Origin of the sequence: Alistipes onderdonkii, assembly GCF_025145285.1 — a bacterium.
Taxonomy (GTDB): domain Bacteria; phylum Bacteroidota; class Bacteroidia; order Bacteroidales; family Rikenellaceae; genus Alistipes; species Alistipes onderdonkii.
This window is the reverse complement of sequence record NZ_CP102251.1, coordinates 699,845-721,533: the sequence shown is the minus strand read 5'-3', so window position 1 is coordinate 721,533 and position 21,689 is coordinate 699,845. Positions and strand designations below refer to the sequence as shown.

Below are 21,689 nucleotides of genomic sequence, written 5' to 3'. Positions count from 1 at the left end.
GCTGAGTGAATTTTCAAGCCGCGAAGATCGCATGCAGAATTCATCCCGCAGCCGAAAATGCTGGGATCACACTGAAATATCCGTACAGTCCTTTTCAAACCGGGCGATGATCAGGTATACTTGCCGTTCGCACACTCCGTATTTTTCAGCCAGAACGGCCGCTATGTAGGTCATTTTACCCCCCCCCTCGCGGAGCTTACGATAGTCTTCATAAAGATCAATGTATTTGCAATCGTCCAGTCGGATACCGACGGACGATAGGCGTCGCAGGAGTTCGCGGTTGAACGATATAACCTCATAAAGTTTCATTGCACTCTGTTTTTTATTACCTTTGTCGTCTCACCTGCATACTGAAAGCAAATGCGTCATAAACGCGACAGAAGACTATCCAGCCCTCGGTCGTGCGTTTGTGGCGCATGCTTGCGTAAGTATGTAGGTGAGATGACTACTTGCGGCCGGGGGCTTTATTTGTACCCCCGAAACAGTTTGCAGGTTTGAATATAATGGCTACCTTTGCCATTGCATAGGATTGAGAAATGAGAATTTCTCTATTCCGGCGGAGGCGGAGACGTCTCCGCTTTTTTTATCCGAAAGTCGGTTCGTAGATAATATCGCTCCTCGGTGATCCTTTGACGATTTGGATCAACGGCGGCGTCATCATCAGGTACTTGAAAGAGTCAGACGGGTTGGTAGACCGCATCGGCAGCTCGGCGACCGGGAGATGCTCCGACCGTTTATCTTTACAGATTTTACCTTTCGAGACCCGTGTCCGAGCATTTTCGAGCGAAGCCTTGAGCGGTTTGCACTGGTAAGCATCGATGAGCACCTGCGGCAGATATTTATTGTGTCCGGCCAGCAATTCCTGCATGAAGATGTACTCGTCGCCCTGCCCGATATTCCCTTGGCCTATGGACATCAACTGTACACTCCAACCCGTAGGATGCTCGTTGCTGTCGAATTCGATCGCGTGTTTGAGCTGCGACGCGGTGTCGGCACCCATTTTCCGGTAGTTGTTGCCTGCGCGATCGTAATACAGCATCACGTATTTGTTCCTGTGGTGCGCGAAATAGGTGACGAATTTGTCTGCCAATTGTCGAATCGACTCTGGGGAAAGGGTATAAATAAACTTCAATACGCGCAGTATCCTCGGTTCTTCTTGGGCGACACACATCGAACACATATTACCGAAGTCCACGCCGAGCGATAGCGTCCGCTGTGGATTGCAATATCGCAAGACTCGGCTGTCCTCTTGCTCCAGCAGTCCGAATCGCTCGTATGCTTCTTCATCGATTCCATCGTAGTAAAAGTGCCGTTCTCCGAGGTTGGCATAAAATCGCTCTCCGCCCTCCAGAGTCGGTTTCATCGAAAGAATCGCGGCCTTATAGTCGCTGAACTGCTCGGCGAAGGCATCGTCGAACCACTCGGCAGTCAGGATATCGACGTTGATATAGCTCGATGCAAGCATAAAGAAGGTCGCGGTTTCCGGAAGTCGGCGCAGCTCTACCCAGCGGCTCCGCCAAAGACGTGCCGTGCGTAGTTTGTTTTTGTACTCACGTTCGGCTTCCGGTGTCCGGGTTCGTTGCCATTCCAATTTTGCGGCGACATATTCATGAAGGGCTTGATTGTATACCAACCCAGCCTGCATGACCAGTGTCAGCCGCTCGGTATTCATTGCCGAGGCTCCTTTCAGTATCCAGTCATATTCCCCGATGTGGGATACATCGGGCATATCCGTGGTGAAGGAGTAGCCACGGTAAAACGGAGAGTTTCCATATTGCACGCTGTACCCGCGGACGGCTTTCATCAGGTTGGCGATCTTCTCTTCTTTGAAATACTTTACCTCGTCTCCAAACACATAGACATACGAGCTGCCGGCCAGTGTCGAAGGTCGATCGAGGGAGCCGAATCGGATATTTGTACCGGTATGAAAAATGATTGTACGCTTGTAGGATACGAGACGGTTGAATGGCTTCCAGAAATGCGGTTTGAGCCATGTGGGCAGGTGTTCTTTCTCTTTTTCCGTGTATGTCGGCGGTTCCTTTTCGATTACGTAGTGGACGCCTTCATGCAGTCCTTTGCGTTCGAGGCCCTCAAGCACACCGGGCAGGATATTAGAGGTGAGGTTCGAGAAGGTATCGGCCACCCATACCAAAGGGGCACCCGGCATGTCGAAGATAATCTCCGCGAGTCGTTCGGCTTGAAAGTCCGTCGTCTTGGCCGAGCCGCGGCCCAAGACAGCGCGGAGCTTTCGCGGCATCAGCAACGATGCTACTTGGGCGTACAGGTTCTGATATTGTACGTCGATGCAGGGGCTGTCCCCGGCGTTAATTCTCTTCCTGTGCGACATTGATAATTTCGATAAAATCCACATCTTCGATCCCCGCTTCCATGCGCAGACGTTTTTTTACGGCATCCGGTGCCAGTACGGAATCGATCTGGCGCGATAGCGCGTCTCTGTTTGCCGGCGGGAGGCTGACATCCGAAGAGTCGAGGGATAGAAGACGAATCGGTTTGATATATTGTGAGGATGGGAGTTGTTCCGGGTCGGGTTGATCGAGACGGAGGATTTTTGCGGCCTTTGCCCGCATGTCTGCCGCCACGGCATAGTCGGCGGCACAGGTCGCTCTTTGGGCGACGATGCTCGACCATGCTTCGAGGTCGTCGGCGTATTTTTGCCGAAGCGCCTCTTTCGTTACGCGCCGGTTCGAGTAGAAGAGATTCACGGCTTCGTCATAAATATCGACGGCACGTGCATAGGAGAGTTTGAAGGGCGGCTTTGTCAGGAACTTGATGACATTTCGGCGGTCATGTTGTTTGGAGAGGGAGAATACGAGATTCAACAAGTCGATATATAACTGTTCCTTTGCCGAGAGATCGTCTTCGCAACCTTTGTCGATGTAGTCCATGATGCGCTGGTAGGATTGCTCGTCGGTGAATCCTCCGAACACATCCAGCTTCGTCATTTCAAACGAACGGTCTCGTTGTACTTTGTAGAGTTGTGTCGTCGCCGGAATGTTTCCGCCGAGAGCCTCATCCATGAGCCTTATTTCGAGTAGTGCGCGTTTCTGCAAGAGACCACGGGCTATCAGCACGGCAACGCGGCTGTTCGGGTCGTTGTACTCCTGCGTAAACTGCTCGACGTTCGCGTTGATGCTGCGGGCGATATCTTCCGGCGGCCAGCCGAGCGCACCGAGATCGACCAACCTCTGCTCCTCTTCAGGCGCGAGGTTTTCACCGATGCTCTTATGGTCGGATAGTTCGTTCATATTCTTCGATCATTTTATTGACGGCTGCAAGCTCGCGTTCTTTCGCCTTCAGACGGTTTCTTCGCTCGATATCCAGATGGGGCTTGCTGCCGCGGGTTATCTCGTGTTTGATCCGCCAGATGCTTCCTTTGAGATTCTTCTGTCTGGCGACAAGGGCAACAGGCCCCATTTTACGCAGGGTCGCCAGTTCCTGCATCTCCCTGAAGATCGAGTGCCGGCCGAGCAGCGCATGATGCTCGGCGTAGTATGTGAATTCGTAGAGAATTTTTCGATTTTCGGAAAAAGATTTTATAAGATTTTCGGCCGTCGCAAAACATTCGTCCAGTGTGGTACAATCGAATAGCCGCCGGTGCGCATCTACGTAATCTCGATAGGCTGTAATTTTGTCGGCTGCCAGAATTTTCAATTCGGGCGGACAATCCGGTTCAGAGAGAAACGCCCATTGCTCCCGGAAGGCCGGGCGGGAGCTGGGCGGGGGCGTCGTGAGCGGAGAAGTCCCCGCTGTCTTGCACAGCGTGTCGATAAGCAACGATTTGTACCGATCGGGACGCGCTGTTACGAGCTGGGCGAGATGCTCGTTCTTGGCGTAAAGAGAGAGGAGCCGAAGCCCTGCTTGGACTTCGGCTCCGGACTCTAACCACTTTTGAACGGCATCTCGCATTACGACCGGATTTTGGTGAGCAAGGGGGATACCGCATTCCAGCCTTCGGCAGATGCTGCAATGAACTTACGCTGACAGAGTCCGGCGATCACGACGTTCTCGCAGGGATTGCTCCGCAGGACGAGTGTAACGAAGTTGCCGAAATCGTGCGAAACTTCCGTAGCACGGACACCGCGGCGATACTCTTTTGCATAATCCGCGACGAGGGTTTCGTTGTCGGCATCCTCTTGCATCGTTCCGCAAAGTTCGACCAGAGCCACTTTGTTCAGGAGCATCGGCAGACGTTCTGCGTAGTGTCGGGAACCGTCTTTGCGAACGTATACCTTGAGTTGTGCCAGATCTGCAAAATCCACCGGAGCGACCGGAGCGCAGTTGGCCGGGACAAACACGAATTCGTCGGGGATAGAGGCATCCGCAATCAGAGCGGGGAATTGCTTTGCGAAGGGGGCATCATCAACGAATACAAGCGTACAGTGTCCGGGAGCCGCCTTCTGCCACAGAGCCTGCAACAGGTCTTTCGTGCCGGGGTAGGCCGCGATAACGATAACGGAATCGTCAGCCGGTACTCCTTCAGCATCCGAAGAGGCCGGTGCGGGGGCGGCATCCTTTTCCGGAAGGGGCGAAAGAGGTGCCGGTTCCGGAATGGGGGTTTCTTCTGGAGTGTTCCTATCGGGGCTTACGACTCCCGCATCTGCGGCTCGTTTTTCAACTTCGGCCGTAGGTGTGGCCGAAACAGCCGGAGCGCCTTTGGCCCCGGTCTGTCTTGCGGTGTTATTATTTCCCATACTATGCCCCCTCTTCCTCTGTCGGTGCCGATGTAGCCTCGTCGGCGAGTTCCGGCATCTTGCCTTTGTAGATGCTTGCCCCGATCAGGTCTCGCTGCTCCTGCTTGAACGTGAGCTTCCGCTTGCGGGCATCCTTGTTGTTGGTGTACTCCGTCGTCAGGAAGAGCGGATTGCACTTCGAACCGCGATATTCCGCCGTATTGCCGTTGGCGCAATCACGGTTCAATGCGATGAACCCACGGTTGCGTGCGTACTCAGTGAAACCGGCAATCTCGGCCGAATCGCCCGGATGCTCGAAGGCGATGCCGACTTTGACGCCGCGGGCGTCGGGATCTCCTTCAGACTCTTCGGTACATTCGATCGTACTCGGCGTAGCGTAGATGCCGATTGCTTTCTTTTCTGCGATCAGTTCCAGATCGCTTTTCATGACGATGTCTCCGATTTCCCGCGTCGGTTCCGCAGCGACGAATTCGACAGGGACGAGGATTATTGTCGGGTTTTTGGGACGAGGGCAGCCTGCGCCCTCGTCCGTTTTCAGAATTGATACAGGGTTATACATGATAATCGGTGTTAAGGTTTGATACTATGCGCCCTCGTGGGTGTCTTCCACTTCAGCGGCAGCGTTGGTCTTTTTCCAGAAGTCGGTCGAGCCGTCATCCGAGATTGCGGCCTGCGGGTCGTAGTCGGCCGGAACGGAAGCGAAGAGCATTTCGCCGAACGCGAAGCCGACACCGAGCCAAAATTCGCCGTAGTAGCGGACTTCGTAATCGACCTTCTGGATGTCGGTGATCACCTGCGGCTGGTTCAGGTTCTGCAGCATGATGAAGTTCGACTTCGGCGTGCAGAAGATGATCGGCGAGCCGTACAGGCAGTCGAGTACCTGAAGCGAGAAGTTCGTGAAATCGACACGGTCTTTGCCAAAATCGGGATTCTCCGTGCCGCTGCCGGCTCCCCACTTGTCTTTGTAACCTCGTTTGTATTTCACGTAGAGATCGGCAGACAGGAAGATATTCATCTTCAGGGACTGATACTTCGCCAGAATCTTGTGGGCGAAGTCATCGATGTACTCGACGACTTCGGCATCTGTTGCTGTGCGCAGATCCTTTGCGTTCGGGTAGAAATTGATACCCTTATCGCCCGACTTGGCCGCTTCGACGAGCAGCGTTTCGATGCCGTTCATCGACTCTTCCGGCTTGCCGGCATCGGTCGGGTTCTCCTTGGCCTTGTACTTGCCTTTGCCGATCATCTTCATCTCGATGTCCTGAAGGATCGACGGCAGCAGAATCTTCTGCACGATGTAGCGTGTGATCGGCATCTGATCGGGGGACAGACGCTCGTTGTAGAGCGACAGCAGCCACGAGTTGGCGACGTCGGCCGGGACGATCGCAAAGTTGATCTTGTGCCGGTAATTCTGGATTTTGATGGCAGTGAACCGTGCATCGCCAGACGGAGTCCACTTGGCCGAGAACTCCTGTACGACGGACGTATAGTCCGAGCGGACGGCTTTGTAGGTTTCGATCGCACGCTTCGGCGTCATGAACTTCGCCGAGGTGAACCCCCGGTAGATGTCCTGCATGAGTTCCAGACTGTTCCCCTGCGACGAATAGGTGCCCAGCTCCTTTTTCAAATCATCCACGTCAATCGTGGCTGCGGAGAAAGTCGGAAGCTGGCCCGTGGCCAGAGCTTCGAGTGCGAGGCGATTGTGGGATGCCTTCGCGTCGATCGTGAAGGTACGGCCTTCGCTTCTCCCGAATACTTCTGTTGCGGCAGGCTTATCTTCGCGGGCTTTGGCGAGTTTCTCCTTCTCCTGCTGTAAGATCGTCATCTGGGCAGACATCGACGCGATTTTTTCTTCTGCTTTTGCCAGTTCCTGCCGTAACTTGTCTTTGTCGTCGCCGCCGGAGCGACCGATGGCATCGAGGAAGTTCAGCAAAAGCTGTTCTTGCTGTGCGTCGTCATTTGCATCGCTGGCGGCGTATGCGTCGTAGTGCTGCAAGGCTTCCGGGCCAAATTTCTGTTCGAGAATCTTACGCTGATCAGCAGAGAGTACCTCATGCCCTTCTGCATCACGCGAAAGATTTTCCACCCCGACAGTTCGGGCGAAGATTTTCGAAATAAAGTTCCAGTTCAATTTCATGTTCGATATAATTATGAGTGAATACTTGCGCGGATAAAGGCGTGATCGACGCATTCCTGTAAAGTGGCGATGCCGTCGGCAAGGCCGTTTTCGATAGCCTTGTCTGCGAAGAAAGTCGCGCCGGTCAGTACTCCCGGCGCGTCGGCCCGGAGGGCTTGCCGGCCCGCTTTGACGTCGGCATGGAACGCGGCGACCAAATGAGACAGGCGCATGCGGATCAGCGTGTACTCTCCGGTGAGTGCTTGGCGGTATGCGAGGTTTTTGTCGGATGACTCTTCCGCGTATATCTCGTGAACCTTTTGTCCGGACTTCTCCAATGCCTCTCGGTCATCGATGAAATATGTATATGCGCCGATTGACCCTACTTCCGATGTGATGGCGTTGTCGCAATAGACTGCGTCGCATTGTGCGGCGATCCAATAAGCTGCTGACGCGCAAAAATCGGCATGTGCGAGCAGAGGCTTCCCTGTGGCTTTGAATTTGCGGATCGCATCCAACATCAAGGGAACAGCCGTCGAATTCCCGCCGCCGGAGTCAATGTCGAGAACGCAGGCAACGACGTTTGTGTCAGCCGCAGCAGCGAGAAGGGCCTGTGCATATGTGGCAGTTCCGATCGTTCCGCAGGAGTCGTATTTGGTAATCGTGCCGGATATTGGGATCACAGCAACGCAGGGGTCGCCGCTTCTGGCGGCATTCGCGGAAACGGCGCGGGCATCTACATCGTAAAGCATGATGTCGAATTCTCGCTCGGCAGCTTGGAGTAGAATGTCCTGCTGCTGAAGCAGCGAAATGGCCGTTGGTATGAGAGTGGAAATATCGTGAACGAGCCAACGACCGCGGCGCAGTTCGAGGGCCAGCTTGACGTTGTTCTCCGGGGTGATCAGGCGTTTCATTTCTTTTTTATGCAAATCTACTTGGTCGCAGGCCGCATAAAAAGGACGGCATTACCCCTTTACCGCTTCGATTGATGTCTGGTATTTGCAGGTGGCAACGAGGGTTTCTTCCTCGGTCAGTGTTAGCAGGGCCGGGATGTCCTTGCTGCCGAAAACAAGGGAGCCGCCGCGCCATTTGACGCGGACGATTGCAGGCTCATGCAGGAAAGCATCGTCAGAACGGAGTGTTGCTGTCAGAGTAATCGTCAGGAGTTCTCCTGCATCTTCACGGGTCGTTGCCGTTTTGAGATTGCCGAACGGACTGATCAAGGGAACCCGCCGAAACTCGGCGGCAGGGCATGCCGCCGGTTTTAAGGCGATAGAGGTGATAATTTTAAGCATATTATCAGTGAATTTGTAGAAATAATTACGATTTTCGGTTAAACTTTTTTCGGCTCATCGACGAGCGATTCGATGTAGTATGCACGGCGGGTCAGTTTCCGCTTCAAGGCTTCCAGCTCCTTCAGTTCCCGACGATAGGCCCGCTTGTGGAGGGATTCAAAGTATTCAGCCGAGAACAATTTACGGGAGAGGATGAACGCTTCGATAATCTCCTCTTTGCGTTGGCGGAGGGCTTTACGGCGCTGCACGAACTCCCAAAAGTCGAGTTCAAAGTAGGCGCGCAGGGAGATATTGAGCTGCTTGGTCGCTTGGGCCGAAAGGTAGATGAACTTATTTTGAAAGTTCTGGGTGGCCTCGTTGATAGGCAGTATAAAAGTCACTGCGAATTTTCCGCAGGCTTCTTTGGGCGGGAGGCTTGCAGCTTGAGTGTGCCCGATGATCAGTTTCCCGAAGCAATTTCGGGCTGTCACGATATAAGCGCCGGAGGTGTCCCGCTCGAAGAGATAGGCGAGATAATCCATGTGTATTCGGTCATCTACATCGAAGGTGAGTCTCATTTCCATATTCGTTTGTCAATTCCGGTTTTTAAGGTTCGTACATACATAGGATCGAGCCTGATCAGAGAATCGTCTTTTATGTCGATAAAGCAGCAACGGTTTCCGAAATCGTCTATCCAGTCGAACAGCCCGTCGTTACACATGGACTGCACGATTTCAATGAACTCTTCGGGATTGCCTGCGATAGCCGCAATCTGCTGCCAGCGGTAAGGTGGCAGGCGTGAGAGCTGCGCTACCAATAAACGAAGGTACCTCAAGAACTCTTCGTCGGAAAGGTCATAGTATGTTTTCATAAAAAGGATACCTATTTTGGGCAACTACACGAACTACAATAAACTACATGTTGAAAATCAGATGTTTACAAAACTACAAAAGTAGCTTTTCATAGTGATTGTAGTTTTTAGAGTTTGAAAGTGAATAAAATGTAGTTTTATGTAGTTTTTTTGTTGTTAAAGTAGTTATATTTATTTCGTTGATTATTAGCGTTGTAGTTCGTGTAGTTCATGTAGTTGGCATTTTTTCAATCCGTGGCGGTACTTGCGGCGAATACCTGCCAACTTGCGAAACGCCGGACTCCGGCGGTAATGCTCGACGGTTTCGATGATCCTGTTGATTTCAATACATGACGCAGCGGCAGCTTGGGCCGCGGCTGTCATAGACGAGGAGCAGGCCGCAAATGCATGGCCTGCTCTTGAAAGGGAACCCGATATGTCATATAGGTCATTCATACGGATCGCATTTTACGGCATGATTGCTGACGGCAAGCCCCTCGCCGATTAATCCCCGGTAATCGATCAGAAGCGAGTCGAGGTAGTCATAAAGTCGGTGATATGAATAGATAGGGTAGTGTTCGCCGTTCAAATAGCATGCGGAAAAATCCCCGGTTTCCGGCAGATACATCAACTTGATCGCTGGAATGTGCAACGGGCCGAGCCGATAGGCGACACCGATTTCCTTATCGAAGGCGACCTGATCCGGAGAACACTTGAATACGATCGCCGCACACCCAACCAATGGAACGAGTCGATGTCCCCCATGGGTGATCTCGTTACGAACATCATCACCCGGCCGAAGGATCGGTAACTGCTGGCCGATGATTGAGAAGCCGGTTTTGTCTCTTTTCTGCACTTCCATCTTCAATCCAAATGCCGAATATCGACTGATGTAGTTTGTGAGCATTTCTTTCATGATCAAATATTTTTATGCCTTGAGGCGGTTATTTGTGGGCGACCGGGGACTCGAACCCCTAATTTCCGAATGTTCTTCTTATACCAATTTTCCCATTTTATAAGATGCCTGTCGTCGCCCCACTGGTTTTACATTTTCATTGGCACACTCCTTTCTTTTTTCACTTTTCATAAATTCTTCGCTTAGTCCTTATTCGTGAATCTTCCGCCAGCCGATGATCTTATCATCTATCGGAGAACCACACCACGAATCCACCCAGTTCCCATCGTTATCAATATGCCCCAAATCATACGGTATGATAGAGCTTGGATTCCGCTTTACAAGCACAACCCGTCCCGGTTCGGGTGGTTCTTTCGGGTCGTGCCAGCGCGTCAGTAGTTCGTGTTCGCATTTGGCCCCAGAAATGTAGCTTTCGCGGGCAATCTCACACTCGTTTTTTCGGCGACCGTTATCGTCAAGTATTTCATAATTAGCAGCGAAATCTCCGCCTCTTTCCTCAATCTGTTTCATTCACTGTTAGTTAATCAATTATATATTACCAAAACCTACTCCGCCACTTTTGGCGAAAGCAATAGCCCATGCTTCGGCCGTGGTCTTTGGGAAGTCCTGCGAGAAGTGAATGTAACCATCACTCCCTACTTCGAATTTGCAATAACATTTGGCGCACCACTTCCCAATGTTAGACGTACTCACTTCCCAACCACACCAAGGGCACCGAACTATCTCCAGTACGCTGCCATTTCCGGGTACCTTTCGGCATCGGCTATGCTTCCTGCACTTCATCTTCCTTGTTCAGTTTCCGGATAAAATTCCTTCGGTGGTACTCGTAATCCGGTTCGAACTCTCCGTCCTCGCCGTTTTCGAACCACATATCGTCGAATGCACCGATTGCTTTCGCCCGCATCCGCTCCTCGGCCTCCTGCTCGGCAAGTTCGACGGCAGTATAGGCCGTGGAAGCATCGATCATGCGATCTCCGTTATTCATCTGTATTGCATCATTGTCAATGAATGACTTTGCTTTTTCGCTTTTCATAATTTTTGTTGTTTTATTTCGTTTGTTGTGTATATTACGCCGCAAACCGCTGCGGCACGATGTTCAACTCGTAAAGTTTCGCCACCAGCGCCTCGCAGAGAACCCGTGCCATGTTCACTTCGACGGCGTTGCCGATAAATTTTTTCTGCTCTTCCTGCGTGCCGATCAGTACGTAGTTCTCCGGGAAGCCCATGATCCGCTTCAGTTCCGGGATACGAAGCATCCGCATCCGGATGTCCACCAGTCCGTACAGCGCCATGAACTCCTTTATCTGCACCAGCATCGGCGTATCTTCCGGGTAAATCTCGTAAACCAACGTTTCGTCCTCCAGCCTGATGAACGAGGGCAGCTCCTCGCCGTCCGCTTCGGCCGTCACCAGCCGCGGAGGCCGCTTGTCCATGCGGGCGATCAGCGTGAAACACGGCCGATCGGTAGCGGTACCCGCCGAGGCGAACTGCGGGTTCATCAGGTATTGCCATTTGCGGTTGGCCGTCACGGTCTGGGCCGGAGCATCGAGCGAACTGCCGACGTTGCTGAAGTTGGTGTTCATGATCCACGGCGTGACGAGCCGCTGCTTCGGGTTCGTCATGACGGCCGGAGCCGGGCCATCCGTTCCTGACGTCTGGCCGCCGCCGGAATAGTAGTTGGCGAAGAACGGACGCACCAACTGAAAGCGATCCTTTGTCGTAACCGTCGGTGACGGCCGCTCGATCGACGAGTTGAACCCGTTGCCGTAGTAGGCCGAGACGAAGGCGTGGTGATCGCGGCAGGTGATCGCGCCCGCGGGCGCATCGACGGCTGTGCATTTCCCCTCCGGAGATCCGCCGAAGTGCTTGCAGAGGTAGTACACCTTGGCTACGCCGAGACGGTTCTGCGTCGCCACGGTCGGGCACGGTTCGTCGATGCCGGGTGCGACATACTTCCCGGACTGGTTCATCGAGTTGTATTTGACGAGGAACGCTTCGCGCCCGCCGGCGACGAACTTCACCAGCCCCGCGTGGATGCGGGCAAGCGATGCCTCCACGAGCGACCGCTTCCGGTCGAAGATCGACTCGCCCTCGTCCTCAAGGTCGAGGACTTCCCGCACTGGCCGCCACTTGCGAAGCTGCTGGCCGAACAGGTCGCCCTGTGCCGGGTTCTTGGTGTGAGTCGGTTTCGGAAAGACGATCGGAAGGCCGCGGCGGGCGAAGATCCCGAAGAACCGCCGGCGGGAAGTGTACGCCCCGAAGTCGGCGGCGTTCAGGATGCGGTGGCCGAAGTCGTACCCGTAGCCCCGCACGTTGTCGATCCATTTCCGGTACAGTCGCCCGGCATCCCTGCTGACGGGCTTGCCCCTCTCGTCCAGATCGCCCCACGACATAAACTCCTCCTCGTTCTCGATTTGGATGTAGTCGGGGTTCAGCGCCTCGATGTAGCGGAACAGGTGTTCGGCCAGCGTGCGGCTGTCGGCGTCGCGCGGAAGGCCGCCTTTGGCCCGCGAGAAGTTCGTACACTCCAGCGAGGCCCAGAGGACGACGAAGGCATCCGGATACTGGCGGCGCATCCGGGCCGCATGGGCCGCGAGCGGCCCCAACTCCAGCGTACGGATGTCCTCCGTGTAGTGTAGCGCGTCGGGGTGGTTGGCAGCGTGCGAAGCGATAGCATTCGCATCGTGGTTGACGCAGGCGATCACCTTGGCGCAAGGATCTCCGGCATGCCGCGCAAAGTGTACCCCGGTCGAGGTGCCGCCCGCACCGCAGAAAAGGTCGATGTATATAACTTTGATTGCCATTTTAGAATAGTTCGGGATGTTCGTCTGGTAGCTGCACGCCCATCCGCCGAAGGGCATAGCGTAGCGTGTAGCCGTTGTTGGTGTAGTTCATTGCCATTTGGTAGAGTTTCGGATGTAGAGTGTACAGTATGTGAAAGCGCCTCCCCCCCCCTCCGAGGTGTGCGCCGAACCCGCAGAATACGCAGCCGGTTCGGGTAATGCCCGGTATGTCGTAAATCGGGCAATAGGGTATGTCGAATCTGTGAATGTAGTCCCGGCAGTCCGCGGCAGTCCAGATCGACAGCGGGGCGCTGTGAACCTTGCGGGGATTATCCGAAAAGACGTTGCACCCGCCGCGACGGACATACATGGTTTGCCGCAGTTTGCTTTCGTCGGCCATCGTGCCGACCATCCCAAGGCTCTGTGTTTGGGCGTTGAATTTGCGGAAAGGCCGCTTTTTCAGTATTTCGCAACACTTTTCCGAGGTCATATAAGGCTCACTTATCAGGTAGCGCCATTTTTCTGAGAGTACGCCGGCCCGGCGTACTCCGTCGCCGTAGAGCCTATATGTCCGTAATTTGTCGCTGTTGGTCGTCCGAATATTTCGGACAGCTTGCGCCTGCTCTTTGCTTACAAGAGGAAACCCATATCGGGCCATGACCTCGCGTGGGGGCATGGCCGGGTGGATGATCTCGATGTTATCCGTATGCCGCACGAACCGGACGATTTCCGGGTATTCGTTACCTGTTGAGCAGAACACGCCCTTCATGTTAGGATCGACGAACCGGCGAGCCAAGTCGAGCAGGACGGTTGAGTTTAGTCCGCCGGAAAATGATACGTAGGGCGTGCGGTCGTGCTCTTTGCAGTAGGCAACGAACGTTTCCATGGCGTAGCATGTGTGGTCGATCTTTTGATTGAGCGGCCACGCCTGACGAGTGCGAAGGTCAGATAGAGTAAGCGGTTTCATGTAAAAATAAATTTTGATTTCGAACCGGTATTTCATAGTTGCACCAAATACACTCCTGCATGAGCGTACCGCTGCCATTGACGATGTTAGAGCGGATGTTGTTACGTTTCATCGGGAATTTGATTTTATGCCAATCATCATAGAGATAATCCATAAGCAGGCAATCATATCCACTGACCATTGCGAATCCTTTTATTTGATGAAGTTTCCAAGCCAGCCGTTCGTGATCTGCATCCGTAAAGTCGAACAGGTAGTCTCCACCCTTATGTTTACTCCCGCGGCTTTCCAAAGGATACGGTGGGTCGCAATAAAAAAATGCCTCCGGAAAGTCGAGCTTGTCGATTGCGGCAGAGAAGTCGCTGTTGATGATCTGGAAGTTGCGGCGGATTTCCTGCGCTACTTCATGAAGTTTCTCAACTCCGTTTTTCCATCGGCTGACTGTTTCTCCTCCCTGTGCGTTCACGTGTTGTTTGGACATGTGCCACCCTTTATTTTGTCGTTGCACACCCAGTCCGAAGAACGACTGCCGCACACGGACATAGAACCGTCGAGCGCGTTCAAGGTCTGTGATTCCTTCAGCCCCCCCCCAGCATTTCCGGTATTCGAGTTCAGAGCATGGAGTCAGTTCTAACATCCGGATGAGTTCATCTTCATGTTCGCGGAGCTGCTCGAAGAAGTTGGTTATTTCGCCGTTTATTTCGTTGGCTGTCCGAATGACATTGCCTCGGTAGTTCAATGATACGACCATCGATCCCGCGAAGAGATCGACGAGGTGAGTGAACTTCGGTGGAAAATTCTCGTAGAGATATTCTATAAAAGAAAACTTGCCACCGAAGTAGTTGAAGGCTATCTTTTTGCTATTGTTGCCGCTCATTGTTTTGGAAGGTTGTAGTGCCGACGTTCGGCGGCTGTTAATTCGGTTGTAAATTCGAAGTTATACACCCACACAAAGGGGTTCTTTTCCCAAATTCCGCGATCTTCGAGCCTTTCCATTAGAGTCTGGAAACTGGCGATTGCGTTGCTACAATGCGGATAGCCGTCTACGAGTTCTTCTTTGGTAAAATGTAGTTCCGGGCAATAGTGGACGTAATGCCCCTCGATGGAGGTAAACGGTCGTACTCCCTCTCGCTTTGCAGCTTCTTCGGTGATGTCTTGTAGCCGTTCGCCATGCCGGGCTGTTATCCGAAGGAAGTAGCGGGCCATCCGCGCCGGCATGGATTGCTTATTTCGCCAGAATCCGGGTTTGTCAAGGTATTCTCCATATCCGAGTTCTTGCAGGGCTTGAATGTCTGCCGGATCGTATTTGTAAAATACTCTATCAAGACCCAAAGGGTGCGGAATGTACGGCTCTTTGATAAAGATAACTTCGCCGACCTTGTACCGGGGACGAACGAGACGGCGGCGAGCAAGAAGGTCTGCGCGACTACCATCTGGAAGGATGAAATCGCCGCGAGGATTGAGCAAATAATCGTCTGGCTGCGGGTCTGTCAGCCGACGTGTTTCCGTCTTGTGCCGCGCAATGACTTCGCGCTGCAGTTCTTCGAGAAAACCGATGCTTTTCATAGTTTCTTTCGGTTAAAATGTTCGATGATTTCGTCTTTGGTAGCTTTGTGGCACAGTTGCTTCGGTGCTACTGCTGCCATCCATTTAGCCCGGATGTCGCTGGCCCGTGGTATCAGAACCTTGAACCATTCACCGGCCATAATCAGCCGTTCCCCGGTTTCAGTCTGTACGGTATCTTTCAGCCTTTCGAAGCGGATGACGGCGTGAGCGACGAACCATTGCTCGCGGTCGTTGTCTCTGTTCATGGCCGCCAGTGCCTTGAACATTTCGATATTTTCGTCGCAGTTGTAAAAGTCTTGGTCAAACAATCCCAGATCATTTTCGTCGAGTTGCAGCCAAAAGCATGTCTGGTCTGTGTCGGCCAGAAAAAAGTTAGACCAATCTTGCCTTCCTCCAATAATTTGCCTGCCGATACCTTTCACCCACTTTTCGAGTTTGATTTGCTGCTGCTCATCCCGAACGAGTACCATACATGAGGTTTGAAAACTCATTGTTCCCCTCCTTTCTTTGCAAGTGCCGCCATAAGTTTTTTTGCATGCTCCACGGCCATAGTATAGGGGTCGCGGCATTCGGGTTTATTCACTAACTCCGGGAGTATCAGCGCCGCCGCAAAGCCTATAAATGCCTCGCTGTTCGGCGTTCCGATATTCGCCCACGGCCCGGCGGGCGCGTCATCGCGGAGCATCTGTCCGTCGCCCGTCAGCAACCAGAGCTTGTCGATTTCGGGGTAATGTTGGCAGATGCGGGTGGCTACATCGAGCGAGATTCCATTATTTCCCTTTTTGATCTGATAAAGGTTTTCACCGCGGGGCAAGCCGATGTGTCGTGCGAATGCGTTAGCGGTCATTTTCGATTGTTGGATGACCATTTCGATGCGCTGCCAGTTAGTCGGGGTTTCTTTTTCCGCCTGTTTCTGTTTTGATTTGTTGTTTTGCATAGGATTGAATATTAGGTGATTAAAATGATAGTTGCGTAGGGGTGAAAGGTTCCGGATCGTCTTGTTCGTCTGGATTGTCTGTGTAACTCCGTGAGGTGTCGAGGTCGATGCCGTAATTCTCGCAGATCATTTTGTAGTCGAAGAGCATTGCCGTTGTTGTTCGCCCTGTAGCTGCGTCTCCGGCCGGGACGAATCCTGTCGGGTTCTGGATGACTTTGAAACGCTCGGCCTTTTTTGTGCCGAGGAATTCCCGGCTATGTTCCAGATAGTATTTCAGCGAGTCACGGGGTATCTTTTTGCTTTCGGAATCTCGGCTTTCCTTGGCGTATAGCTGCGATATACGGAGGAATGATACGGATAGGTAGCGTGCCCCTTCCGGTAGCTCCAGTGGCGTTTTTGATTCTTTGATCGGAATTCCTTTTTTCGTGGACGCTTTGATGTGGTAGTCCACGCCGATCCATATTTTTCCGGATGATGCAAGGATATCGACCGTTTCCCAGAATCCGGCGAGTTCGTTGTTTTCGTTGGTCTTGAGATTCTGCGTTTCGCACATCCTTGTGACCATTGGGAGTATTTCGGTGTATGTGAAAGGCAGGTGAAGCAGATGCTCGATGCTGCGGAAAGCCGCGGTGATCGACACCCAGTTCCTGAAGGTGCGATCCTCGATGATTTTGCCTACGAATGCCACGGAGAAGTCGGCGGCGGTTTCGTCGTACATGTGGCGGTAATTACTGCGGAACTGATTGCGGTGCTTGAGCAGCTCCCCAGTTAGGTGGGTCAGGCCGCGCTTTTCGATCAGCTTGAGTTCGTTGTACCTCCTTTTCTCGTCATCGGAAAAGGTCGTCTTGGAGAAGGTGAGAAATACCAGTCGGGAAAAAAGAGCAATGTCTGCTGTCGGCATTTCTTGCCCGCTCAGTATCACGCCGCAATCCACGGCCGTAGTTTCCCGCTTTTTATCGTTGTCCATGTTCATGCGGGAGCGGCCGGCACCGTCCCATAAGCCCTTCAGGAATTCCCGTTTCTCGATGTCGAGCGTGTTTTTGTACTCGTCGATGTGGACGATCGCATTAGACACCTCGGCCACGGCCTCGGCAAGCGCCGCTTTCGTCGTATTGTTGATGTTCGGCGCTATATAGGACGGGATAAAAAACGATGTCAGCGAGTGGGCGAGTTCGGATTTCCCCGAACCTTTGGGGCCGAAGAGGTTCAGAATCGGGAATGATGTCGTGACATTCACGACGAGATCCCGGAAGAGCGACGCGATCAGGAAGCAGAGTCCGACCTTCGCATTATCGCCGAACACCTCGATGAGTCGTGTCGCGTAGTCGTTGAGCGTTATGTCATTGGTAATTGCATAGACGAAGCGCCGCTGAAATTGGTAGCTTTGCGGATCGTCTGCCGTATCTTTGGAACATCCCGGCAAATAGAAAAGCTGCCCGCGGACGTTCACCAAGCCGAAATCATTAGCTTTGACGAAGTGCCCTTCATCCATTGCGCCGTTTCCCCATGCGTATATTTGGTGCCGTTTCTGCCATCCGAGCTGTTTGATTTCGTCGGCTGAGGGAGTCCCGTCGAACAGGTATTTTTTGAGTTTGGTCAGTTCGCCCTGTCCGGCTTCCCAGATGTAGTTGCCTTTCGATTCCGTACGGATGCGGAAGTCGGCAAACGATACGAGCGAACGCTGATCGAGTTTGATGACTGCTTCCTCTCCTTTGTCGTTCCGCATCCGGAACAGACGCCGGGCGTTCTGGTCGTCTTTGACATGGACGATCGGTTCGAGGATGAAGTTCGACCAGCGGACATCGGCATTTCCTCGTCCGGCACCGTAATAACTATTGTGTGAGATATAGAACCCGTATTCCGAAATCATGTCCTCGGAATAGCTTTCTTCCTTTTTTCGCTGCGCTCGTTCCCGTTCGAGTTGGATTTTTTGTAGCTCTGCCGTCCATATCTTGCGGTTCTTGTACTCACGCGCGAACATGTCCAGATACATGTTGACCGTACTTTCGTCGCGGCATAGAGCCAAGAGCTGACAAACTTCGGATATGACGGCGATCTGCTCGGTCTGGGAGTTCTTGCCTTCCATTTTGTGAGCGCAGAGCCACGGGATAAAGTCTGTTGTGGAATTGCTCAACAATTCTTCGTACCCCTTTGAATATTGCCGGAAATAATCGTCAGGGTCTTTGTAGTTGTCTTTGATTTCCATGACCCGCACGGCCAGCCCTTCGCGGAGCATGGTTTCGGCGTTTTTGACAACGGCCTTCTGCCCGGCATCATCCATGTCTCCGATGATGATTACGGTGTCGGCGACCTTCTTTATGAGTTCGATCTGCTTTGGTGTGAGGGCAGTGCCGAGCGGGGCGACCGTATTGTCTACGCCGATCTGGTGCATGCGGATAGCGTCGGGATTCCCCTCGACGAGATTCATTGTGCGGACGGCCGCAGCCTGACGTGCCGACTCGAAGTATGCGAACAGATGCTCACCTTTTTTGTAGACCGCCGTGTCACCCGTGTTGATGTATTTCGGGAGCTTTTTGGGGTTCTCCTTATCCATAAGACGACCGGAGAAGCCGACGATGTTTCCTGTCCGGTCGCGTATGGTGAACATCAGCCGCCCGCGGAAAGTATCGTACAGGGAGCCGTCGCGTTCGCTTCGGCGGACGAGGTCAGCGTCGATCAGTAGTTGCTCCTTGTACCCTTTTTGTGTGGCATATTCGCGGAATCCGCCTTTGTACGGGGCGAAGCCGATCAGCATATTGTCGATCGTCTCCTCTTTGAACCCTCGCTCCTTTGTTGCGTATTTTTGGGCTGGGAGTGATTGCTTGTAACTTTCACGGAAATATTCGAGGGCAATCTGATTGATTTCGAAAATACGAGAACGGCGGAACCGGGCCTCTTTTTGCTCAGGAGTCAGCTCCTCGGCCTTATATTCGATGTTGAGTTTTTTTGCCAAATACTCCACCGCTTCGGGGAACGTCATGTTGTAGAGCATCATCACGAAAGATATGGCATTGCCTTTCGCACTACATCCGAAGCAGGTGAAGATTCCCTTTACCGGGGACACTTTGAACGAAGGTGTCTTTTCCTTGTGAAAGGGACAGCAGCATTCGTAATTGACGCCGGCCCTCTTCAGACTTACTCCTTCGCCCCCGATTATAGAGACGATGTCTTTGGATAGTATTTGGTCTATGACGTATTCAGGTATCATTTGCGCGGTGTTTCTGGCGGGACTTTCCCCCTTTGGGAAATCCCCCCCCCGATTTGGTTATAAAGATTCGATGTGTTCGACGATTATGCCGGCCCTATCGTACTGTTGCTGGAAATCTTCTTTGATTCGCGGGCGTTTTTCCTCTTGTATGCCTTCATACAGACCGCAGCGGTACATTGTGAGCGCGCGGCGTATCGTTTCTAACAGCTCTTTGTCGAGATCCATTATGGCGTAGTGTTCCCGATTGTCTTTGTCGCAATACATGGCTACCAGAGTTTGAGGATGAGCGCTACGGCGACGATTGTGTTCAGGATAAAACAGATGAGGGTGGGGATCAGTCCTTGCCGGTCATCTGCACGGGCTTGCAACAGTGATTTTGCAATGTAGAGCAGAATGAGGAAGTCGAGAAAACCCGTTATACAGGCGAGGATAATCAATATGATAGTTTGCATGGTTCTGTCGTTTAAAATGTTACGTTGATTTGGTACTTCTCGGCGATGAATTTTGCCAACGCCTCGCGCTTGGACAGCGGGACTTGCCGGGCGCCGCACCCGTAGGCGTTGAAAGTCGAGGTCGCAACAAAGAGCATCTTTGCGCCTACTGTCCGGAGTTCTTCCCGACTGTGGATGTCCAGCCCCCGCCAGAACTCGATGAATGTCTTGGTTTGTTCCATATATTTTTTAAATTTTTGATTCGGTGGAAAAAGAGGGCGGCGAAAATCTAATCGCCAGATTAAAAGTTGGCCGCCCTCTGCGTCCGGTACTATCTCACGACAGGATGCGGACACGGTCAGGACTCCGATGCCCTATTGTCAGGGACAGACTTTCGGCGGCCGATGTTATACGCCGCATCTTTTCGATGTCTGTCCCGTTGTAGATGCCCAACAGGCGGTTGCCGATCATCAGGCGGCTCTCCTCCGTGTCGAGGTTCACGACCAGCCTCACGTTGTTGGGGTAGCTCTGAACCATCTTGGTTTCCTTCCCCCGCAGGTAGCGGGTTTCGCATTGCGGCATACTGTACGCCGGGGTTGCAGTTGATTTTCTGTTTTGCATAGGATTGTGTTTGAAATGGTGGAAAATTTCTCTACATTTGTTATTAACATTGTTATTTACAAATGCAAATATAGAGAAATCTCTGTGCAAACCAAAATATTCACCGAGAAATTTCTGTATAAAGTTACATGATTAATCAGCCTCATTATGCAATCATCAGTAAAAGAACGACTTATAGAATTTATAAAATCGCAAGGATTAAGTCAAGGTAGATTTGAAAAGCTACTTGGTTTTTCAAATGGCTATGTAAATAACATATCTAAAGGTATCGGAGGAGATAAGTTACAGAAAATAATCTGTGAATTTCCGCAGCTTAATATTGACTGGCTTTTATCCGGTAATGGAAATATGCTTGTTGGCAGCAAAGAAATATTACTGCCCAACGTAGAAGTTCCTCGCGAGGTATTTGACAAATTGGTGTTACTAATCGAAACAGTCAGTTCCCAGCAGGGGACGATTGCGGATCAGCAGAGAATGAATTCAGAGCAGGGCAAGTTGATTGCTGATATGTACCAGAAAATCGACCGCCTGACGTCATCGGGGAGTCGCACTGCCCGCACGGAAGACGATGCCGGATGTGCCGCTGCAAAATAGTTTTCTTTGGTCTCCAGACGATGGTTATTCCTAAATATTAACGTAGATATGGATAAGCTATTGGGTTATCTGCTTGTTGGCATCATTGGTTATGTCGTTGTAGTGGCATTATTGAATACTCTGGGGATACCCGAAGGCTGGAGTTGGGCAATTCCTGCAATTATTATTTTATTACTCGTATTGGTGTTTTTTGCGCTCCATAAGTATGGTATACAAGATGCTCCCGAATTAAATACCGATAATTCTGAAGAGGTCGAATATCATATTGTTGGTATGAAATATCGGAAGCTGACTGATGATGAACTTGAATCATTTTCCGGAGGGTATTTAATGATTGACCCGGATAATCAGTATGACTCCGAGGCAGTAGGAGTATATAATTTTGATGAAAAATGTGTAGGGTATATACCGAGACCGTATAATGTTGAACTTTTCACTATCCTTCAGCAATCTTCTGCGGGCACTCTCCCCGTGAGAGGGTGGATTGATAAAAGCTATGATTATGGTAAAAAGGCTTGGGTGGGTAGAGTTTATGTTAAGAAAAAATATTTTAATACCTCTAATAATCAAGAGTATAACTAATTGTGTTCCGGGACAGATTCGGGACAAAAATGCTATCGAGTGACTTCCGACCAAAATGTAAAGTGTTGATATTCACGGCCACAAAAAAGCGGGAAAAGGATACTTCAAATCCTCCTCCCGCTACCAAAGGGTCGG

Annotated in this window: 28 protein-coding genes; 2 read left to right on the top strand and 26 right to left on the bottom strand. The window is 51.9% G+C overall.

What is annotated here, in order from left to right; all coding sequences use genetic code 11:
* Window positions 1-66: 66 nt before the first annotated feature.
* The 26 genes from NQ559_RS03065 to NQ559_RS02940 form a co-directional block, all read right to left on the bottom strand.
* Window positions 67-309 carry a hypothetical protein gene (locus tag NQ559_RS03065; protein ID WP_009596350.1) on the bottom strand — a complete coding sequence of 81 codons (243 nt, stop codon included), beginning with the start codon at window positions 307-309 and terminating at the stop codon, window positions 67-69.
* A 274-nt stretch (window positions 310-583) separates the two neighbouring features.
* Window positions 584-2,347, bottom strand: a complete 1,764-nt coding sequence (locus tag NQ559_RS03060; RefSeq protein ID WP_018696643.1) for a hypothetical protein — start codon at window positions 2,345-2,347, stop codon at window positions 584-586.
* Entirely contained in the window at window positions 2,325-3,266 is a 942-nt protein-coding gene (locus tag NQ559_RS03055; RefSeq protein WP_009596354.1) for a hypothetical protein, read from the bottom strand. The genes NQ559_RS03060 and NQ559_RS03055 overlap by 23 nt, the downstream gene beginning before the upstream one ends.
* Window positions 3,244-3,927 (bottom strand): hypothetical protein, encoded by a 684-nt coding sequence (locus NQ559_RS03050; RefSeq protein WP_018696642.1) that lies wholly within the window; start codon window positions 3,925-3,927, stop codon window positions 3,244-3,246. The genes NQ559_RS03055 and NQ559_RS03050 overlap by 23 nt, the downstream gene beginning before the upstream one ends.
* On the bottom strand, window positions 3,927-4,712 hold the full coding sequence (locus tag NQ559_RS03045; RefSeq protein WP_018696641.1) for a hypothetical protein: 786 nt from the start codon (window positions 4,710-4,712) through the stop codon (window positions 3,927-3,929). The genes NQ559_RS03050 and NQ559_RS03045 overlap by 1 nt, the downstream gene beginning before the upstream one ends.
* 1 nt (window position 4,713) lies before the next feature.
* On the bottom strand, window positions 4,714-5,271 hold the full coding sequence (locus NQ559_RS03040; protein ID WP_139022437.1) for a hypothetical protein: 558 nt from the start codon (window positions 5,269-5,271) through the stop codon (window positions 4,714-4,716).
* 24 nt (window positions 5,272-5,295) lie between these two features.
* The gene (locus tag NQ559_RS03035) at window positions 5,296-6,849 is read right to left on the bottom strand and encodes a hypothetical protein (RefSeq protein WP_229100492.1); all 1,554 of its coding nucleotides are present in this window, start codon (window positions 6,847-6,849) and stop codon (window positions 5,296-5,298) included.
* Between the two features lie 11 nt (window positions 6,850-6,860).
* Window positions 6,861-7,742: a S49 family peptidase gene (locus NQ559_RS03030; protein WP_018696638.1), complete on the bottom strand. Its 882-nt coding sequence runs from the start codon at window positions 7,740-7,742 to the stop codon at window positions 6,861-6,863.
* A gap of 51 nt (window positions 7,743-7,793) precedes the next feature.
* A complete protein-coding gene (locus tag NQ559_RS03025) occupies window positions 7,794-8,123 on the bottom strand; it encodes a hypothetical protein (protein WP_018696637.1) in 330 nt (109 codons plus the stop codon).
* A 38-nt stretch (window positions 8,124-8,161) separates the two neighbouring features.
* Window positions 8,162-8,686 (bottom strand): hypothetical protein, encoded by a 525-nt coding sequence (locus NQ559_RS03020; RefSeq protein ID WP_018696636.1) that lies wholly within the window; start codon window positions 8,684-8,686, stop codon window positions 8,162-8,164.
* A complete protein-coding gene (locus tag NQ559_RS03015; RefSeq protein ID WP_018696635.1) occupies window positions 8,677-8,973 on the bottom strand; it encodes a hypothetical protein in 297 nt (98 codons plus the stop codon). The genes NQ559_RS03020 and NQ559_RS03015 overlap by 10 nt, the downstream gene beginning before the upstream one ends.
* Window positions 8,974-9,159: 186 nt before the next feature.
* Window positions 9,160-9,408, bottom strand: a complete 249-nt coding sequence (locus NQ559_RS03010) for a hypothetical protein (protein WP_139022435.1) — start codon at window positions 9,406-9,408, stop codon at window positions 9,160-9,162.
* Entirely contained in the window at window positions 9,401-9,868 is a 468-nt protein-coding gene (locus NQ559_RS03005; RefSeq protein ID WP_018696634.1) for a hypothetical protein, read from the bottom strand. Before NQ559_RS03005 ends, NQ559_RS03010 begins: the two co-directional genes overlap by 8 nt.
* 189 nt (window positions 9,869-10,057) lie before the next feature.
* A complete protein-coding gene (locus NQ559_RS03000) occupies window positions 10,058-10,378 on the bottom strand; it encodes a hypothetical protein (protein ID WP_018696633.1) in 321 nt (106 codons plus the stop codon).
* Window positions 10,379-10,631: 253 nt separating this feature from the next.
* Entirely contained in the window at window positions 10,632-10,901 is a 270-nt protein-coding gene (locus NQ559_RS02995; protein ID WP_026318515.1) for a hypothetical protein, read from the bottom strand.
* A 34-nt stretch (window positions 10,902-10,935) separates the two neighbouring features.
* On the bottom strand, window positions 10,936-12,672 hold the full coding sequence (locus NQ559_RS02990; protein WP_018696631.1) for a DNA cytosine methyltransferase: 1,737 nt from the start codon (window positions 12,670-12,672) through the stop codon (window positions 10,936-10,938).
* 1 nt (window position 12,673) lies between these two features.
* A complete protein-coding gene (locus tag NQ559_RS02985; RefSeq protein ID WP_196012389.1) occupies window positions 12,674-13,537 on the bottom strand; it encodes a phosphoadenosine phosphosulfate reductase family protein in 864 nt (287 codons plus the stop codon).
* 58 nt (window positions 13,538-13,595) lie between these two features.
* Window positions 13,596-14,492 carry a DNA adenine methylase gene (locus NQ559_RS02980; protein ID WP_018696629.1) on the bottom strand — a complete coding sequence of 299 codons (897 nt, stop codon included), beginning with the start codon at window positions 14,490-14,492 and terminating at the stop codon, window positions 13,596-13,598.
* Window positions 14,489-15,181, bottom strand: coding sequence for a hypothetical protein (locus tag NQ559_RS02975; RefSeq protein WP_018696628.1), 693 nt, complete (start codon window positions 15,179-15,181; stop codon window positions 14,489-14,491). Before NQ559_RS02975 ends, NQ559_RS02980 begins: the two co-directional genes overlap by 4 nt.
* Window positions 15,178-15,651 (bottom strand): hypothetical protein, encoded by a 474-nt coding sequence (locus NQ559_RS02970; RefSeq protein ID WP_009597479.1) that lies wholly within the window; start codon window positions 15,649-15,651, stop codon window positions 15,178-15,180. Before NQ559_RS02970 ends, NQ559_RS02975 begins: the two co-directional genes overlap by 4 nt.
* A 17-nt stretch (window positions 15,652-15,668) precedes the next feature.
* Complete coding sequence (locus NQ559_RS02965; protein WP_009597475.1) at window positions 15,669-16,118, bottom strand: helix-turn-helix domain-containing protein; 450 nt, start codon at window positions 16,116-16,118, stop codon at window positions 15,669-15,671.
* 19 nt (window positions 16,119-16,137) lie between these two features.
* Window positions 16,138-19,326 carry a DNA primase gene (gene dnaG / locus NQ559_RS02960; RefSeq protein WP_026318513.1) on the bottom strand — a complete coding sequence of 1,063 codons (3,189 nt, stop codon included), beginning with the start codon at window positions 19,324-19,326 and terminating at the stop codon, window positions 16,138-16,140.
* A gap of 57 nt (window positions 19,327-19,383) precedes the next feature.
* Window positions 19,384-19,551, bottom strand: coding sequence for a hypothetical protein (locus NQ559_RS02955; RefSeq protein ID WP_229126742.1), 168 nt, complete (start codon window positions 19,549-19,551; stop codon window positions 19,384-19,386).
* Window positions 19,552-19,592: 41 nt separating this feature from the next.
* Window positions 19,593-19,778 (bottom strand): hypothetical protein, encoded by a 186-nt coding sequence (locus tag NQ559_RS02950; RefSeq protein WP_009597458.1) that lies wholly within the window; start codon window positions 19,776-19,778, stop codon window positions 19,593-19,595.
* 11 nt (window positions 19,779-19,789) lie between these two features.
* Window positions 19,790-19,999 carry a hypothetical protein gene (locus NQ559_RS02945; protein WP_018696625.1) on the bottom strand — a complete coding sequence of 70 codons (210 nt, stop codon included), beginning with the start codon at window positions 19,997-19,999 and terminating at the stop codon, window positions 19,790-19,792.
* Between the two features lie 94 nt (window positions 20,000-20,093).
* The gene (locus NQ559_RS02940; RefSeq protein WP_154654051.1) at window positions 20,094-20,378 is read right to left on the bottom strand and encodes a hypothetical protein; all 285 of its coding nucleotides are present in this window, start codon (window positions 20,376-20,378) and stop codon (window positions 20,094-20,096) included.
* A gap of 147 nt (window positions 20,379-20,525) precedes the next feature.
* Between NQ559_RS02940 and NQ559_RS02935 the strand changes: the two genes are divergently transcribed.
* The gene (locus tag NQ559_RS02935; protein ID WP_154654050.1) at window positions 20,526-20,972 is read left to right on the top strand and encodes a helix-turn-helix domain-containing protein; all 447 of its coding nucleotides are present in this window, start codon (window positions 20,526-20,528) and stop codon (window positions 20,970-20,972) included.
* A gap of 48 nt (window positions 20,973-21,020) precedes the next feature.
* Window positions 21,021-21,554: an HIRAN domain-containing protein gene (locus NQ559_RS02930; protein WP_026318512.1), complete on the top strand. Its 534-nt coding sequence runs from the start codon at window positions 21,021-21,023 to the stop codon at window positions 21,552-21,554.
* Window positions 21,555-21,689: the final 135 nt, after the last annotated feature.

What these genes read in the sequence shown, in the direction of transcription:
- NQ559_RS02950 (WP_009597458.1), bottom strand. Translation starts at nt 19,778, where the DNA reads ATGCAAACTATCATATTGATTATCCTCGCCTGTATAACGGGTTTTCTC.
- NQ559_RS02990 (WP_018696631.1), bottom strand. Translation starts at nt 12,672, where the DNA reads ATGGCAATCAAAGTTATATACATCGACCTTTTCTGCGGTGCGGGCGGC.
- NQ559_RS02935 (WP_154654050.1), top strand. Translation starts at nt 20,526, where the DNA reads ATGCAATCATCAGTAAAAGAACGACTTATAGAATTTATAAAATCGCAA.
- NQ559_RS03000 (WP_018696633.1), bottom strand. Translation starts at nt 10,378, where the DNA reads ATGAAACAGATTGAGGAAAGAGGCGGAGATTTCGCTGCTAATTATGAA.
- NQ559_RS03020 (WP_018696636.1), bottom strand. Translation starts at nt 8,686, where the DNA reads ATGGAAATGAGACTCACCTTCGATGTAGATGACCGAATACACATGGAT.
- NQ559_RS03025 (WP_018696637.1), bottom strand. Translation starts at nt 8,123, where the DNA reads ATGCTTAAAATTATCACCTCTATCGCCTTAAAACCGGCGGCATGCCCT.
- NQ559_RS02985 (WP_196012389.1), bottom strand. Translation starts at nt 13,537, where the DNA reads ATGGAAACGTTCGTTGCCTACTGCAAAGAGCACGACCGCACGCCCTAC.
- NQ559_RS03050 (WP_018696642.1), bottom strand. Translation starts at nt 3,927, where the DNA reads ATGCGAGATGCCGTTCAAAAGTGGTTAGAGTCCGGAGCCGAAGTCCAA.
- NQ559_RS03065 (WP_009596350.1), bottom strand. Translation starts at nt 309, where the DNA reads ATGAAACTTTATGAGGTTATATCGTTCAACCGCGAACTCCTGCGACGC.
- NQ559_RS02955 (WP_229126742.1), bottom strand. Translation starts at nt 19,551, where the DNA reads ATGGATCTCGACAAAGAGCTGTTAGAAACGATACGCCGCGCGCTCACA.
- NQ559_RS03030 (WP_018696638.1), bottom strand. Translation starts at nt 7,742, where the DNA reads ATGAAACGCCTGATCACCCCGGAGAACAACGTCAAGCTGGCCCTCGAA.
- NQ559_RS02970 (WP_009597479.1), bottom strand. Translation starts at nt 15,651, where the DNA reads ATGGTACTCGTTCGGGATGAGCAGCAGCAAATCAAACTCGAAAAGTGG.
- NQ559_RS02940 (WP_154654051.1), bottom strand. Translation starts at nt 20,378, where the DNA reads ATGCAAAACAGAAAATCAACTGCAACCCCGGCGTACAGTATGCCGCAA.
- NQ559_RS03055 (WP_009596354.1), bottom strand. Translation starts at nt 3,266, where the DNA reads ATGAACGAACTATCCGACCATAAGAGCATCGGTGAAAACCTCGCGCCT.
- NQ559_RS02930 (WP_026318512.1), top strand. Translation starts at nt 21,021, where the DNA reads ATGGATAAGCTATTGGGTTATCTGCTTGTTGGCATCATTGGTTATGTC.
- NQ559_RS02965 (WP_009597475.1), bottom strand. Translation starts at nt 16,118, where the DNA reads ATGCAAAACAACAAATCAAAACAGAAACAGGCGGAAAAAGAAACCCCG.
- NQ559_RS03015 (WP_018696635.1), bottom strand. Translation starts at nt 8,973, where the DNA reads ATGAAAACATACTATGACCTTTCCGACGAAGAGTTCTTGAGGTACCTT.
- NQ559_RS02995 (WP_026318515.1), bottom strand. Translation starts at nt 10,901, where the DNA reads ATGAAAAGCGAAAAAGCAAAGTCATTCATTGACAATGATGCAATACAG.
- NQ559_RS02975 (WP_018696628.1), bottom strand. Translation starts at nt 15,181, where the DNA reads ATGAAAAGCATCGGTTTTCTCGAAGAACTGCAGCGCGAAGTCATTGCG.
- NQ559_RS03035 (WP_229100492.1), bottom strand. Translation starts at nt 6,849, where the DNA reads ATGAAATTGAACTGGAACTTTATTTCGAAAATCTTCGCCCGAACTGTC.
- dnaG (WP_026318513.1), bottom strand. Translation starts at nt 19,326, where the DNA reads ATGATACCTGAATACGTCATAGACCAAATACTATCCAAAGACATCGTC.
- NQ559_RS02945 (WP_018696625.1), bottom strand. Translation starts at nt 19,999, where the DNA reads ATGGAACAAACCAAGACATTCATCGAGTTCTGGCGGGGGCTGGACATC.
- NQ559_RS02980 (WP_018696629.1), bottom strand. Translation starts at nt 14,492, where the DNA reads ATGAGCGGCAACAATAGCAAAAAGATAGCCTTCAACTACTTCGGTGGC.
- NQ559_RS03040 (WP_139022437.1), bottom strand. Translation starts at nt 5,271, where the DNA reads ATGTATAACCCTGTATCAATTCTGAAAACGGACGAGGGCGCAGGCTGC.
- NQ559_RS03010 (WP_139022435.1), bottom strand. Translation starts at nt 9,408, where the DNA reads ATGAATGACCTATATGACATATCGGGTTCCCTTTCAAGAGCAGGCCAT.
- NQ559_RS03045 (WP_018696641.1), bottom strand. Translation starts at nt 4,712, where the DNA reads ATGGGAAATAATAACACCGCAAGACAGACCGGGGCCAAAGGCGCTCCG.
- NQ559_RS03060 (WP_018696643.1), bottom strand. Translation starts at nt 2,347, where the DNA reads ATGTCGCACAGGAAGAGAATTAACGCCGGGGACAGCCCCTGCATCGAC.
- NQ559_RS03005 (WP_018696634.1), bottom strand. Translation starts at nt 9,868, where the DNA reads ATGAAAGAAATGCTCACAAACTACATCAGTCGATATTCGGCATTTGGA.